This is a genomic window from Streptomyces sp. P9-A2 (genome assembly GCF_036634175.1).
GTDB classification, from domain to species: domain Bacteria; phylum Actinomycetota; class Actinomycetes; order Streptomycetales; family Streptomycetaceae; genus Streptomyces; species Streptomyces pratens.
In genome coordinates this window covers 7,000,724-7,015,437 of sequence record NZ_JAZIFX010000001.1, presented here as the reverse complement: position 1 = coordinate 7,015,437, position 14,714 = coordinate 7,000,724, and the positions used below count along the sequence as shown (strand labels likewise).

The 14,714-nt window shown below is 69.0% G+C and carries 8 protein-coding genes and 2 pseudogenes; 6 read left to right on the top strand and 4 right to left on the bottom strand.

Translation table 11 applies throughout. From position 1 onward, the window contains the following. Window positions 1-22 precede the first annotated feature (22 nt). Genes V4Y04_RS31670 through V4Y04_RS31660 form a run of 3 tightly spaced genes read left to right on the top strand, consistent with a single transcriptional unit; the run spans window position 23 to window position 4,565 of the window. Entirely contained in the window at window positions 23-1,795 is a 1,773-nt protein-coding gene (locus V4Y04_RS31670; RefSeq protein ID WP_332431789.1) for a hypothetical protein, read from the top strand. Continuing rightward, entirely contained in the window at window positions 1,792-4,149 is a 2,358-nt protein-coding gene (locus V4Y04_RS31665; protein WP_332431788.1) for a hypothetical protein, read from the top strand. Before V4Y04_RS31670 ends, V4Y04_RS31665 begins: the two co-directional genes overlap by 4 nt. Further along, window positions 4,149-4,565 carry a hypothetical protein gene (locus V4Y04_RS31660; protein WP_332431787.1) on the top strand — a complete coding sequence of 139 codons (417 nt, stop codon included), beginning with the start codon at window positions 4,149-4,151 and terminating at the stop codon, window positions 4,563-4,565. Before V4Y04_RS31665 ends, V4Y04_RS31660 begins: the two co-directional genes overlap by 1 nt. Window positions 4,566-4,739: 174 nt before the next feature. Here V4Y04_RS31660 and V4Y04_RS31655 read toward each other — a convergent pair whose 3' ends face one another. Then, window positions 4,740-5,366: a TetR/AcrR family transcriptional regulator gene (locus V4Y04_RS31655; protein WP_332431786.1), complete on the bottom strand. Its 627-nt coding sequence runs from the start codon at window positions 5,364-5,366 to the stop codon at window positions 4,740-4,742. 105 nt (window positions 5,367-5,471) lie between these two features. Here V4Y04_RS31655 and V4Y04_RS31650 point away from each other — a divergent pair, with 105 nt between their 5' ends. From V4Y04_RS31650 to V4Y04_RS31640, 3 genes and pseudogenes are all read left to right on the top strand, one after another. Continuing rightward, the gene (locus V4Y04_RS31650) at window positions 5,472-6,197 is read left to right on the top strand and encodes a YqeB family protein (protein ID WP_332431785.1); all 726 of its coding nucleotides are present in this window, start codon (window positions 5,472-5,474) and stop codon (window positions 6,195-6,197) included. 296 nt (window positions 6,198-6,493) lie between these two features. Next, window positions 6,494-6,850: pseudogene (locus tag V4Y04_RS31645) on the top strand (NUDIX domain-containing protein); the annotation flags it as partial. A gap of 219 nt (window positions 6,851-7,069) precedes the next feature. Continuing rightward, a complete protein-coding gene (locus V4Y04_RS31640; RefSeq protein ID WP_332431784.1) occupies window positions 7,070-7,918 on the top strand; it encodes an MHYT domain-containing protein in 849 nt (282 codons plus the stop codon). Window positions 7,919-7,949: 31 nt separating this feature from the next. On the opposite strand, the pseudogene V4Y04_RS31635 reads toward V4Y04_RS31640, so the two are convergent. The 3 genes and pseudogenes from V4Y04_RS31635 to V4Y04_RS31625 all read right to left on the bottom strand — a co-directional run. Beyond that, window positions 7,950-8,459 (bottom strand): annotated as a pseudogene (locus V4Y04_RS31635) (methylated-DNA--[protein]-cysteine S-methyltransferase); the annotation flags it as partial. Between the two features lie 70 nt (window positions 8,460-8,529). Then, window positions 8,530-10,086, bottom strand: a complete 1,557-nt coding sequence (locus V4Y04_RS31630) for an AlkA N-terminal domain-containing protein (protein WP_332431783.1) — start codon at window positions 10,084-10,086, stop codon at window positions 8,530-8,532. A gap of 226 nt (window positions 10,087-10,312) precedes the next feature. Beyond that, on the bottom strand, window positions 10,313-14,293 hold the full coding sequence (locus tag V4Y04_RS31625) for a glycoside hydrolase family 2 TIM barrel-domain containing protein (RefSeq protein ID WP_332431782.1): 3,981 nt from the start codon (window positions 14,291-14,293) through the stop codon (window positions 10,313-10,315). Window positions 14,294-14,714 lie beyond the last annotated feature (421 nt).

The following is a 14,714-nucleotide window of genomic DNA, read 5'->3' as shown; positions in this document are numbered from 1 at the left end:
GCTGGTCGCTCAGCTCGCCGACGTGTGGGTCGAGTACCACCACAAAGCAGCGTTGAAGAACAGTGACAGGTACCTGGGAGCGGTTCGCTCGTTCGCGAAGTTCCTCGGCCCGTATCTGACCGCTCTGGGTCTGAACCCCGCAGACGCCCGCCTGGACACCGACCAGATCGACCTCGCCGAAGCCGTCTACGTGTGGGAGAACGACCTCCTCGCGCAGTTCCCGGAGAACTCCTCGCAGCCATGGCAACTATCGCGCTCGCTGCTCGCGTTGGTTCACCACCGGGCTGAGCGCGATGCGCGTGTGCCGGAGAAACTGCGTAAGCGCGCGGCGGCGCCACCGACCCTGCGCAAGGCCACCGGGGAACCGCTGGACGAGTTCTCCAACTCCGAACGTCTCGCGCTCAAAGGCGCTGCCCAGGACGATCTGAGAGCTCTTGAGAAGCGTCTTGCCCGGGGAAAAGAGCTCCTGGAGACGGGGAAAGATCCGCGTGAGTTCGGATGGGAGGAACTGCCGAATCTGGTCTGGGCTGCCCGACACCGTCTGCTGACCATGGATGAACTCCGTGTTCACCTCCCTGCGCACGCCAAGCGCTGGCCCCAGGAACTACGGGAAGCACGGCCTGCCGATAGTGGTGCGCTCGGCGGGTTCTACGGCCTCCTACGGGGAGTCCATGCCTTGCTCTTCCCGCAGGAGTTGGACCTGCACCCGTTTCGAGTCCTGCTGTTGCTGGCCATGCTCGACTGCACCACCGAGGAACTTCATGCGCTACGGGTTTCTGACCTTGAGTTCAGCGGTCAGGGTGTTCGTATCGTCCAGACCAAGAACCGCGCGGATCGCGTTCGCGCCGACTACCACGTGGTCGATCAGCCCCTGGAGAGGGGCGAGGTGCCTGGAGAACTCGCCTATGAGGGCCGAGGTGATTGGGATGTCCCTGGTCTGCTGCGACGCTTCGTGACGGCCACCGCGCTGACGCGCGAAGTGTTCGGCGGCGTGCCGTGGCTGTTCACCGCGGTCGAATATGCCAAGAACCGCAGCACCATGGACGCCCGGTTCGCCCGCTTCGTCGACCCCGGTCGCCGCTTCACACACTGGATCGCCTCACACCTCGATGCGGACGGCAAGCCCGCCTTGGCGATCTCCGAACCGCACGCGGCGCCCCGACTGCGCAAGACCGCGAAGACCACGCGCGTCGTTGCCCTGGGGGGCACCTTGTCCGACATGGCGGGGGATGATCACAGCATCCAGGTGTTCCAGGGCCACTACGCCCACGGCACCACCGCGCGGGTCCTGGCCGGAGCGGCGATGAACCGCGCCCAGACGCTCGTGTTCGACCGGCTCGCCGACAAGCCGGTTCTGGTCGGACCGGATGTACAGTCCCGCCTCGGCGAACCGGAAGTCGCCCAGGCCCTGGGGGTGAGCCCTGAACTGGGTGCCGCCCTGAGCGCCGGTGAGCTCGACATGGGCGTCACCAACTGCAAGAACCCGCACGACTCACCGCACAGCACGCCCGGCAAGCTCTGCCATGTCGCTCCGGCCATGTGCATGGTCTGCACCAATGCCGTGGTGTTCGTCTCACAACTGCCGCAGCAGTTGCTGCTGTCCGACCACATCGAGCGGATGCGGCTGACGCAGCCACCGATGGTCTGGGATGCGGTATGGGGACGCCAGGCCAAGGCGCTGGCCGAGGTGTTCGAGGAATGCGCTGACCACATTCACGCCGCACGCCGGGCCATCGAGGACCAGGACATCCGCCTGAATCTGTCGTTGGGCATGCGAACGGAGTACGACCGATGACCGTCCTCGCCGCAGCGGACAGGCCGGTATCCCGGGCCTTCGCCGACGACGAACTCGTCTACAGCAGTATGCCTGGGCAGCTCTCCGGCGTGCGCGGGCCGGCCTTCGGGCGCATCGACGAGTGGCCCTGCGACTGTCTCAGACGGCCGGCGAACAAGAGTCCGGCACAGTGGAAGTGCGTGTTCCCGCTCGACCCGGTCTGGAACTTGCGCGCACGAGAAGTCGCGTTCAGCATGCTCAATCCCAACCACCAAGCCCTGAGGAACGCGGGCATCTTCCTGCCCCGGAAGAAATGGGCCCCCGCCACGGTCATCAAGGTCTGCTTCAGCGTGTCGCAGCTCGGTGCCTGGGCGCTTCGCGAAGGGATGCCGGGCAACCTGCACTTCTGGTCGGTTGAAGACTGGCAGGGCTACATCGACCACTGCGCATCAAGCACGAAACCGGAGTCCGTACGGAGTGCTGTGGGAGCCGTCCGCCACTTGGTCCGCTTCTCCCCCATCCTGACGGGCACCAACTCTCTGGAAGACCCCTGGCCAGGACAGACAGACAGCGACGTGGCCAAGGTCGCCACCTGTGACCGGCTGGCCACACCCTCGATCCCGCCGGAAGTCTGGTGGCCGCTCCTCCGGGCTGCATGGTCCTATATCGACCGATTCTCCGCGAGCATCCTGGACCAACGCGATCGCGAAGCAGAGCGGGCCGCAACAGCGCCGACGGCTCCAGTCACCCTCAGCGCTGAAGGCATCAACCACCAACTGGAGTTGTGGCTGACCAACCCGGCCAACCCGGTACCCGTCAGCGACCGTGACACCACGTTCAACCCGAAGGGCACCCCCATCTGGAGCTCCTTGAGCCGAGCGGTGACAACAGGGGCCAGCTCCACGGCCTTCGCGACCAAGAACAACAGGCAAGGCATGGAACGTCGGCAGAAGGTCCTGCGGATGATCGAAGAGACGGGCCGGATCCGGCCTGTCCGCCCCGCCGACGCCAAGCAGTTCGAGTCGGACTACGCCGACTACGGGACCCGCCGTCGCTCATCCGAGGCTATGGACGCCATGCTCCAGAAATGGCTCGCCAACCCGGCGAACCTCGTCCCCGTCCACGCCGAAACGAGTCGGCTCGCTCCCGGGGAGCCGGTGTGGTCAGCACTGGAGGGCCTGCTATACGACACCTCGGAACGGGTGGATGTCTTCGGCATCGGCAGCAAACAAGGTCGGCGCCGACGCGATCTGGTGCTGCAAGCCGCAGTCGGCGAGCGCCGGATCGTGTACTGGGACAAGCAACTGGCCAGGGATCTGCGGATGCTTCGGGCATCCTGCTACATCTTCGTTGCGGCGTTGAGTGCGATGCGGGACAGCGAGATCCAGGAGATCCAGCGCGGCGCGCTCACCCAGCACTACGGGGCTCCGGCAATCGGCTCCCGCAAATCGAAGGGTGATTCCTCCAAACCGCAGGCCAACTGGTGGATCATCGAACCGGTCGCACAGGCCCTGGCGGTGGCCGAGCGGTTGTCCTGGCACGACACCCATGTCTTCGCCACGATGACGCCGCCGAGCAAGGGCGGACCTGCCGGACGAGGACGAGCCGGTATCTCCGCCGCCGACGACATCGACTTCTTCATCGAGACGGTGAACGCCACCCGGCACCTCACTGGCGTGGAGGAGATCCCTCCCGGGCGGGTACGTCCGCACATGTTCCGAAGGACCATGTCGATCATCGCCAGCCAGCAGCCGGACGGCGATGTCGCCCTGGGGATCCAGCTCAAGCACGCCGCGCGTAGGGCGCTGGCCAATCGCCTCACCGGCGCCTACGGCAGACCCGATGCCAAGTGGGCGAAGGAGTTCGACACCGATCTACAGACCGCAGCAGCTCAAAAGCTGGTGGGGCTGCTCCAGGCCCGCCGGACCGGGGCGACCATCGCGGTCGGCCCAGGTGCAACCCGCTTCCACGCCGGGCTCGACAAGGTCAACGCCGCAATCGAGGCGAACTCGACGCTGCGGGCCCAAGTCGCAGATGAGCGACTGGAGATCACCCTCCTTCGCGACGAGTTCGCGAACCTCCACCTGGGCACGGTCAACCACTGCCTCTGGAACGCGCCCACCGCGGAGTGCCAGAACCAACTCCCGCCTGCTCAGCGCGGCCAGGCCCCACTGCTGGGCGCCTGCCAACCGTCCCGTTGCCGCAACTCCGTCCTCACCTTGTCGCACGAGCGGATCTGGCGCATGGAGGAAGCGGACTTGGTGGAGTTCTTGAAGAAGAAGCTCTCGAAGCCGCTGCGCGAGCAAGCCCAGACCCGGCTCGCCGAAGTCCGCTCTGCCAACGCGCAGATCGACAAGCTCAAGGAGAACATCTGATGCCGGTGTCCGCAGCCACCGCCGCCAAGCTCCGGGAAGCCATGGCCCGGCTGCTGTCCGGAGAACCCCTGCACAGCGACGGCGCGCTCACCAAGGAGAATCTGGCCCGCGAAGCCCAGGTCAGCCACGCCACCGTCCACCGGGCCGAGGACATCCTCGCCGAGTGGAACGCCCGCATCCCGCAACCAGTCCTCCGTACACCCGGCGAGGTTCAGCGCGACGAAACCATCGCTGAACTCAAGGGAAAGCTCCGGAAAGCCAACATGAAGGTCACCGAGCTGCAGAGCAAGCTCGACGCCCTGGCCACGGTGACAGCCAACCTCTACCACGAGAACATCGAGCTGAAGAAGAAGCAGAACACTCGGCAGCAGGGTCGCCTCACCGCCCTCACCGGCGACATCGATTCTCACCGCTGACCCGATCGCGCCTGACAGTCCCAGGAGCGCCGACCGGTCGCTCCCAAGACGAGGACGGGGTTGAGACTGGTAGGCGCGCATGTTGAGGTGTCGCGTATTCGTCGCCGACACGGCCGGAAGATCACCCTGTGTGCTTGCCGCTGTATCGCCCTCGGGTCCTTTGGGGGCGCCTGTTCATCGCTCCGGATCCGAGATGGCGTTGGTCCGTAGAAAGCGTTGGAGAATCAGGCGCAGGGTGGGGAGCTGATCGCCCGGGCTGAAAGATGGATCGGTGGCGGCGCTGGTGTAGAGAGCGGCGATGAGAGCCATGACCCACGCTGCGGTGTCGTCCGGGTCCAGGGCCGGGTCGATTTGGCCTGCTGCGGCCGCGTTCCGCAGGAGGGTGGTGACTGTGGACCGCTCCTCGTCGTTCTCGCGGCTGAGCAGCGCTTCGAGATCGGGGTCGCGGTAGGCCTGGATCATCGCCTCCATGACGAGGGCGGGGACCAGCGGCTCCGTGGAGGGGGCGGCGAGAAGGTCCACGGTGTCGAGGAGGGCGGTCCACGGGTCGTCGGCAGCGCGGGCGGCGGCAAGACGCTCAGCTTTGGTGGCACCGTCGTGCTCGTCGTCCTCGAAGACGGCGTGGAAGATCGCGCGTTTGTTGGGGAAGTAGTGGAACAGGTTGCCCGCGCTCATGCCGGCGGCCTTGCAGATTTCTGCCGTGGTGGCGCGCTCGAAGCCTTTGGCGGCGAAGAGTTCAGCTGCGACGTTGACGATGTGCCGGCGTCGTGCGCGGTGTCTGGCCGGGTCGACTGTCCTCATCGTGGCCCCTTCTGGTCGGCTCTCGGCTCTTCAGGTCTTCGTTCCCGTAATAATAGACCGAGTACTCGGTCTATTATTACGGGAACGGCAGGAGTGAGGGGGAACATGGACATGCACAAAAGACCCGAGCAGGACCCGCAGGGCGACCGACTCACCATGCTCGGCGAGCCGGCGTGGAGAACCGTGTGCGTCTATATCGTCTTCGTGCTGGCGGGGGCGGGCGTCGGCTGGCTCGTCGGCTTCCTGGCGGACTGGCTCGTGACACTGCCCTGGGCACCGCTACAGGGACCGGCCGAGCTTGTTGCGTCAATCCCAGCTCCGGGGCTGCCCGCCGCGGGTTCGGTGGCAGGGCTGGCCCTCGGACTTGTTGCCCAGCACGAGCAGTTGGTGATTCGCCTGTCGGGTGATCGTGTTGTGCTCACACGCAAGGGGCGTGCGCAGGAGTTCTCGCACGACGCCATCGCCGCAGTGTTCCGGGATGGCAAGCAACTCGTCCTGCTCGGCCACGAGGGTGGCGAGCTCACTCGGCAAGAGTGCGACCTGGACATGGGCCGCGTTGCCGACGCCTTCGCCGAGCACGGCTATGTGTGGGCGGATGCCGATCCACACAAGGACGAGTTCCGCCGCTGGGTCCCGGATACACCCGGCCTCCCGGAGGGTGCGAACGCCATCCTCAGGGCCCGCCAGGAGTCGTTGGAAAAGAAGAGTCCCTCCGACGACGACGTTCGAGAACTCCGTGAGGAACTGGCCCGTCTCGGCGTCGTAGTGAGGGACGAGAAACGACGTCAGTACTGGAGGACGTTCCGGGAGGCAGGTCCGGCCGTGGAATGAACGGTGGTGACACTGGCTGGACCGTGCATCCCTCGGTGAAGCCGAACCTGGTGTCACCGTGTGTGGCCGCCGGGGACGTATCGGCTCCAGAGATAGCGCTGCGGGTCCGCCCCAGCTCTCCATCCATACGGGGGCCGCGATCGACTGAGTAAACTGCCACGCCCTGCAGGCCGATGTGGATTTTGACGCTCTGCGGCGCTGAGACACCCAGGCTCCCCCGCAATAGCTGCGGCTTCGTCCCCTGGGGCAACGCGATGAGACATCTGGGGCACTGAGACAAGCGAACTGTTCATAACGGCGGCACGATCGAGTCGGACGACGGGGAAACCCCCCGTCAGGGGGCACGGCGCGAAACGGCCGAGGAGATCGGGCTGGACCGTGAGCTCGGACGGCTGCTGGTCGTGGACTGGGTGCGCGGGGCCGGACGGCCGCCGGTGGTGGCGTACCTGTACGACGGCGGAGTGCTCGGCGCGGAGGATCTCGCGGCGATCCGCCTGCAGGAGGAGGAGCTGCTGTCCTGGCGGCTCGTGCCGCGCGCGGAGCTGGCCGAACATCTCCCCGGTACCCTCGGCCGCCGCGTGCTGGCCGCGCTGGACGTCCTCGCCGACGGCTCGGGCACCGCGGAGCTGGAGGAGGGGCACCGGGCGAACTGATCTTGATTTAACGATGTTTGAGGTCGGCGCGACGCCCCGATGAACACTGTGCGAAAGCACGGCACTGCCTTCCGTGACGGATCACACAGCATCTGAATGCAGGCACCACCGGTTGATGCGTGAATAATTCAGCCACGTGGCTCAATTCCGATGCCTCCCTCTTCTGTCGCATGTGTTCGGCCCTCCGCGGCGAACACGGTCCACGAAAGGCATGTGGTCGTGACTGCCACACTGACCGATTTCCACTACGGAGCGGTGACTCCGGTCATCTCCTACCTGATGGCGTGCATGGGGTCGGCGCTGGGCCTGCGCTGCACCGTGCGGTCCATGCGCCGCGGGGTGCAGCAGAGCCGGAGGATCGGCTGGCTCAGCCTGGGAGCCGTGTCCCTCGGCTGCGGCATCTGGACGATGCACTTCATCGCGATGATCGGCTTCAGCGTCAACGGCGCGGTCGTCCAGTACGACACCCGGCTGACCCTGCTGAGTCTGGCCGTCGCGATCGTCGTCGTCGCCATCGGTGTGTTCCTGGTCGGCTACCGCGGTGCCCACCCGGCCGTCCTGGGCACGGCCGGTCTCATCACCGGCCTGGGCGTCGCGGCCATGCACTACATCGGCATGGCCGCCATGGACGCCGGCGGCACCATCCGCTACGACACGGTGGCCGTGGTGCTGTCCGTCCTGATCGCCGTGGTCGCGGCGACGGCGGCACTGTGGGCGGCGGTCTCCGTCCGAGGGCTCTGGGCGAGCCTGGGGGCGAGCCTCGTGATGGGCGTCGCGGTGACCGGCATGCACTACATGGGTATGGCCGGCGTGAGCGTGCACCTCGAGCACGCCACCACGTCCTCGCAGTCGTCGGTCGGCCTGATGTCCTTCCTCCTGGCCATGGTCGCCGGCCCGGTGGCGGTCCTCGTGCTGGCCGCGGTGATCGTCATGTTCGACCCCGAGATGGTCCTCGGGAACGACGAGCAGCCCCGCCGGGTGCGGCCCGCGACGAGTGACTTCACCACGGGCGGCTACACCCCCGAGCAGTCTCCGTCGCCCGTGTCGCACCGGTACGAGGGCCCCTGACGGATTCGGCGGGCGGCGACTGCCGGACTTCGAACAGGGCCGGGCCCCGCTCGAAGTCCAGCAGTCGCTGCTTGCGGTCCAGGCCTCCCCCGTATCCGGTGAGGCCGCCGCTCGCGCCGATGACCCGGTGACAGGGGATGACGATGCCGATCGGATTGCGGCCGTTGGCCAGTCCGACGGCCCTGGACGCCTTCGGACTGCCGAGGGCCCCGGCGAGTTCGCCGTACGTGCGGGTCTCGCCGTAGGGGATGTCCGTCAGCAGATCCCAGACGCGGCGCTGGAACGGGGTGCCGTGCGGGCTCAGCTCCAGGGTGAACTCCTTCAGCCCGCCCGCGAAGTAGGCCTCCAGTTGTTCCCCGGCGTCGGCGAAGGCCCTCGCGGCGGGAGCGGCGGCGGAGCCGGGGCCGACCCGGTCGCCGAAGGTCTCCTCCGGCGGGCGGTGACGCTGGCCGGTCATGTAGAGGCCGCACAGGACGCCGTCGGCGTCGGCGACGAGCGTCAGCGGGCCGTAAGGGCTGTCGATCACGGTGTGCCGCTTCACCGGTTCCATCGGTTTCATCGGGTTCACCTGCTTCATCCGCTTCATCCGTTCCGTCGGTGCTCGTACGTCCTCATGCCGGCAGGACGTTGATCGGGTGGCTGTCCGTCGCCCACAGGTACTGCACCGCGTACGCCCGCCAGGGCCGCCAGGCCGCCGCGTGTGCGGTGAGCGCGGCGGGGGTGGCGGGCAGGCCGAGCTCCCGGGCGGCGCGGCGGATGCCGAGGTCGGTGGGGAGGAAGGCGTCGGGGTCGCCGAGGGCGCGCATGGCGATGACGTCGGCGGTCCAGGGGCCGAAGCCCGGGAGGGCGAGGAGCTTCGCGCGGGCCTCTGGCCAGTCGCTCTCCACGCCCAGGCGCAGGCCGCCGTCCATGAGTGCGCGCACCAGGGTGGTGAGGGTGGCGCGGCGGGCGCGGGGCAGGGCCAGGGTCTCGGGGTCGAGGTCCGCGAGCGCCTCGGGCGACGGGAAGAGGTGGGTGAGTCCGCCCTCCGGGTCCGGGTCGGTCACCGGTTCGCCGTGCGCGGTGACCAGGCGGGCCGCGTGGGTGCGGGCGGCCGCGGTGGAGACCTGCTGGCCGAGCACGGCCCGGACGGCGAACTCCGCCTCGTCGACCGTGCGCGGGACCCGGCGTCCGGGCGCCTTGTCCACCAGGGGCGCGAGGACCGGGTCGGTGCGCAGCCGGTCGTCGACGGCCACCGGGTCGGCGTCCAGGTCGAGCAGGCGGCGGCAACGGCTGATGGCGACGGTGAGGTCCCGCGGGTCGGTGAGGGTGAGACGGCAGGCGATGTGGTCGGGCCGCGGGGCCAGGGCCACGAAGCCGTGCCCGTGCGGCAGCCGCAGGGTGCGCCGGTAGGAACCGTCCCGCCACTCCTCCACGCCGGGTACGGCGGTGGCGGCGAGGTGGCCGAAGAGGTTGTCGGGAGTGAGCGGGGCCCGGAACGGCAGGCGCAGCGACAGCGCGGCGGGGGTGCCGGAGGAGGCGAGGGCGCCGGGGGTCCTGGCGGGACCGTGGGTTCCGCCGGGTCCGGGGCCTCCGGCGGGACCGGCCGTCCGTTTCGGCGCGCGGGCGCGCAGGTCGCTCGGGGCCAGGGCGAAGACCTCGCGCACGGTGTCGTTGAAGGTGCGGACGGAGGAGAAGCCGGCGGCGAAGGCGATCTCCGTCATCGGCAGGGCCGTCGTCTCGATGAGCAACCGCGCGGTCTGCGCGCGCTGGGCCCGTGCGAGGGCGAGGGGCCCCGCGCCCAGCTCGGCGAGCAGTTGGCGTTCCACCTGCCGGGTGCTGTAGCCGAGCCGGGCGGCGAGGCCGGGCACGCCCTCCCGGTCCACGGTCCCGTCGGCGATCAGCCGCATGGCGCGGGCCACGGCGTCGGCCCGCTGGTTCCACTCCGGTGAGCCGGGGCTGGTGTCGGGGCGGCACCGCTTGCAGGCCCGGAATCCCGCCTGCTGGCAGGCCGCCGCGCTCGGGTGGAAGACCATGTTCTCGGGCTTGGGCGGTACCACCGGGCAGCTGGGCCGACAGTAGATGCCGGTGGTGAGAACAGCGGTGAAGAACCAGCCGTCGAACCGTGCGTCCTTGGACCGGACGGCACGCACGCAGCGTTCGGTGTCGATGTGCATCCCCTTCTGCATGGGTCCAGCATCGGGGACGGAACGGGTCCGGTCTCGCGGAAATCCGACATGGACCTCGGCCGGCCTGCACTGCCCCGGCGCCCCGACGGCCTGGGGCACGGTCGCGGGTTCGTCGCGTACGACGGCCGGGTCCACCCGGGACCCCGGCGCGGCCGAGTGACCGCGCCGGTCCCGTGGAAGCTGCCGGGGCCGGTCCCGCGCCCCTCCAGTCGGTGAACCTCCCCGCTCAGTCGGTGAACTCCCCCGCCGTCGGCCGCCGCGACAGCGCCGTCGCCCCGTCCACGTCGGTCAGCGGGCGCAGCCGGTAGGTGTAGGCGTAGTCGCGGTTCGCGGGAAGCTTGTACTCGTCGTGGGTGTGGGCGCCCCAGCTGTTGTCGCCGCCGATGCCCATCTGCCGATGGTTCAGCCGCAGCACGACGGTGTCGCGCGGGGTGAGCTGGTAGTCGTGCCGTACCCCGGCCGACAGGTCCTCCGGGGTGAAGTGCGAGGCGTTGACCTCGAGCAGCGGTTCGCCACTGGCGAGCAGGCCGCGTCCGTCACGGCCGGTCAGGGCCACCCAGCGCACCTCGGTCCGGTTGCCGTTCTCCTGCGGGCGCAGATAGGGCGTCCACTGTGCGGCGACGGTGCCGGAGTACAGTCCGACGTCGGTGCCGTCGGCACGGTCCCAGTGGTTCTCCTCCGGGCCGCGGCCGTAGTAGCGCAGGCGGTCCAGGGTCCGGGGCAGGAACAGCAGGGTGCCGACCTCCGGGATGTACGGCAGGTCCGGGGCGCCCGGGTGCAGGGTGTTGCCGACCTTGATCTCGCCGTTGCCGAAGACGGTGTACGTGGTCGTGTACGTGGACCCGGTCGTGGTGGGCAGGGTCCCGGTGACCGTGATCTCGACGGCCCGGTCCCGCAGCGCCCGCACCCGCACGTCCGTCACCTCGCGCCGGGTGCCGGCGTCGCGCCAGGTCTGGTTGCGGGTGTGCTGGCCGTTGCCCCGGTCGTTGTCGGTGGGCGCCCGCCAGAAGTTCGGTACGGGGCCGGAGTCGATCAGGCGCGTGCCGCCCGCCTCGTACGAGGTGATGGTGCCGCTGTGTTTGTCGACGGTGACGGAGAAGCCCCTGCCGTCGACCGTGACGGCCTTGTCGCCGTCGTCGTGGCGCAGCGCCGGTACGCGCTCCAGGGGTACGGGGGTCACGGCCGGGCTGCCCGCGTCGACGGGGAGCTGTCCCGCGGCCACCTCGAAGCCGGCGTCGGCCCATGCGGTGCGTTCCCTGGTGGTGAAGGACAGCCTCAGGAAGTACTCGGTGCCGGGGGCCGGGCTGCGCGGCAGCCGCACGGGCAGGGTGATGTCCTTGGCGGACGAGGGCGGCACGTCCAGCTGGCCGCGGGTGAGCCTGCCTCTCTGTACGGCCTTCCCGTCGGCCACGAGGGACCAACTTGCTTCGAGTTCGCGGAGGTTGGTGAACAGGTATTCGTTGGTGAGGGTTACGCGCCCCGAGGTGGTCACACCACTGGAGCCGGACGCGGGCATGACGTGGACGGCCTGGTGGATCCGCTTGACCTCGGCGGCCTTCCCGGTGTGGCGGCGGTCGGCGGTGACGATGCCGTCCCCGGAGAAGGCGCCGTCGTTGGGGTTGTCGCCCCAGTCACCGCCGTAGGCGAGGAAGTCCTCGCCCCGGGGCCGCAGTTCGGTGTGCTCGGCGTCGGCCGCGTCGAACCAGAACCGCACCCCTTCGTCACCTGGACGCCGGTCCTCCAAGGCCAGTTCGGAGGCGCCGAGAGCACGCGCGTACACCCGGGCCCGCCGGATGGTGCCACTGAACTCCCGGGTGGGGTTGTCGACATCGGTGGCGATGGAGAGCGGCGCGGTGTTGACGTCGGGACCGCGGGAAGTGGCCCGGGTGGCCCGTGCCACCCCGTCGACGTACAGCGTGAGCGTGCCCGCTTCCGCGTCGTAGACCCCGGCGATGTGGTGCTCGCGTCCGGTCCAGCCGTCCGGGACGGCCCAGTTGGCCGTGATCCACTGGCCGCCGCCGTGGACGAAGAACTCCAGGGTGCCGCCGTTCTGTTTGAGCGCGTACTGGGTGTCCCCCTTGACGACGATCGGCTGGTGATATCCCGTCACCTTGGGGGTGATCCACGCTTCCAGGGTCAACGAGCCGGTGAGGTCGAGGCGTTCGTCGCGGGGGAAGACCGTACCGCCGGATATGCCGCGGGCGCGGGAGAACGTGCCGCTGGGGTTGACGATCTCGCCGCGCAGGCGGGCGGGTCCCGACTCGGTGAGCCGGATGCGCGCCGGGGCGGGGTGGCGGAGCGCCTGGTCGGCGAAGTCCCAGATCCAGCCGCCCTGGAGCACGTCGTGCCGGCGGACGACGTCCCAGTACTTCTTGAAGTTGCCGTTGGAGTTGCCCATGCCGTGCGAGTACTCGATCATCACGTACGGCCGGGTGTCGCCGGTGTCCCCGGCTCTCTGCTCGACCCGGGCGGGGCTCTCGTACATCTTCGAGCGGATGTCGCTGATGCCGGGGCGGTCGTCGCCCTCGTACTGGATGACGCGGGTGGCGTCGTAGGAGCGGATCCAGTCGTGCATGGCGTTGAAGGTGGTGCCGCCGCCCGCCTCGTTGCCGAGCGACCAGATGACGACCGAGGGGTGGTTCTTGTCGCGGTGCACCATGTTCTGTGCGCGGGCCACGCACGCCTCGGTCCAGTCGGGGTGGCTGCCGGGGTACTCGCCGCGGATGCCGTGGGTCTCGAGGTTGGTCTCGCCCACGAGGTACAGGCCGTACTCGTCGGCGAGTTCGAGCCAGAGCGGGTTGTTGGGGTAGTGGGAGGTACGGACGGTGTTCATGTTGAGGCGCTTGACGATCCCGATGTCCTCGACCATGTCCGCGCGGGTGAGGGACATGCCGCGGTCGGGGTGCATCTCGTGGCGGTTGGTGCCGCGGAACGAGACCGGTTTGCCGTTGATCCGCATCAGGCCGCCGGTGAGGGCGAACTCCCGCAGGCCGACCCGGTGCGAGAGCGTCTCGGTCACCCTGCCGGAGGGGTCCCGCAGCCGGAGTACCGCCGTGTAGAGGTACGGGTGTTCGGCCGACCAGAGCCGCGGGCCGGGAACGGTTTTGGACGCCTCCACGGTGACGTCCTGCCCTGCGGGTACGGAGCCGGTGTCGGCGGCCGACGTCAGGGGCCGGGGCCAGACGGCGTGGCCCCGAGCGTCGTAGAGCTGGGTCTCGACGGTGTACCGGCCCGCGTTCTTCCCGCCCGAGCAGTCCCGCACCTGGGCGGTGACCTTCAGTGCGGCGGTCGTGTACGCGTCGCCGAGCGGGGTGTCCAGACGGAAGTCGCGCAGGTGGACGGCCGGGGTGGAGTAGAGGTGGACCGAGCGGAAGATGCCGCTCAGCCGGATCATGTCCTGGTCCTCCAGCCAGTCGCCGTCCGAATAGCGGTAGACCTCGACGGCGATCTTGTTGGTGCCGGGCTTCAGGTGCTCGGTGATGTCGTACTCGGCGGGGGTGTAGGAGTCCTCGTGGTAGCCCACGAGCGTGCCGTTGATCCACACGTAGTGGGCGGACTTGACTCCCTCGAAGTGCAGGAAGGTGCGCCGTCCCGTCCCCGTCCAGTCGCGGGGCACGGTGAAGGTGCGCCGGTACTGGCCGACGGGGTTGAAGCGGGTCGGTGCGTCCGGTGGCCGCGCCTCCTCGCCGAGGCCGTTGGCACCCCACCAGGGGTAGGTGATATTGACGTAGACCGGCGCGTCGTAGCCGTGCAGTTGCCAGCAGGAGGGGACGGGGATGCCGTCCCAGGAGCTGTCGTCGAGGTCGGTGCGGTGAAAGTCGGGGTCGCGGTCCTCGGGGCGGTCGACGTGGGCGAACTTCCAGGTGCCGTCGAGGCTCAGCCGGTACGGCGAGCGGGTGCGGTCGGCGGCGAGGGCCTGCTTCAGGTCCGCGTACGGCATGAGCGTGGTGTGCGGGGGCTCGGTGCCGAGCCGGAAGACGGCGATGTTGCCGTTCCACTCCGGTCCGGTGTTCGCGGTCGGGCCGCTGTCCGGCGCGTCGCCGGTCGCGGCTCTCCGTCCGGCGGCGTGCGCGTCGGCGGGCGCCGCGGACAGGGCGAAGGCGCCGAGGAGGGCGGCTCCTCCCTCCAGGAGCCGGCGGCGACTGACGGGCGGCCGTGTGTCGGGGTGGGCGGACCGGCCGGGGGGAGACACGTGGGGGTGCGGCATGACCGTGGCCTTCCTCGGTTCGACAGCGCACCGCCGCACGCGCACGGATGCATGGCTGCACGGATGCCTGAATGCCTGAATGCCTGAATGCCCGGACAGGGGCACGGACCGGGGGCACGTCGGGGCGGGTTCTCGGCACACCGTGACGGAGGACGCGTTGCTGTCGGGACGGATCACAACGAGTGATGACGGAGGTGACGCGGGCGAGTTCCGAGCCAGGCACACCCTAGGACTCGAACACAATCGAAGCAATGATCCTGTCGAGGTCTGTTCGATTCTGATGGTTCGATGGCTCGATTCCCGTTGCTCGTCCGTGAACAGCGGGCGCGGAACAGCGGGAGCACGGAGGGCCTGCCACGAGGAACGCCGACGGGGCGGACCCGCGGTTGCGCGGGCCCGCCCCGTGATCCACGGCGCGAGG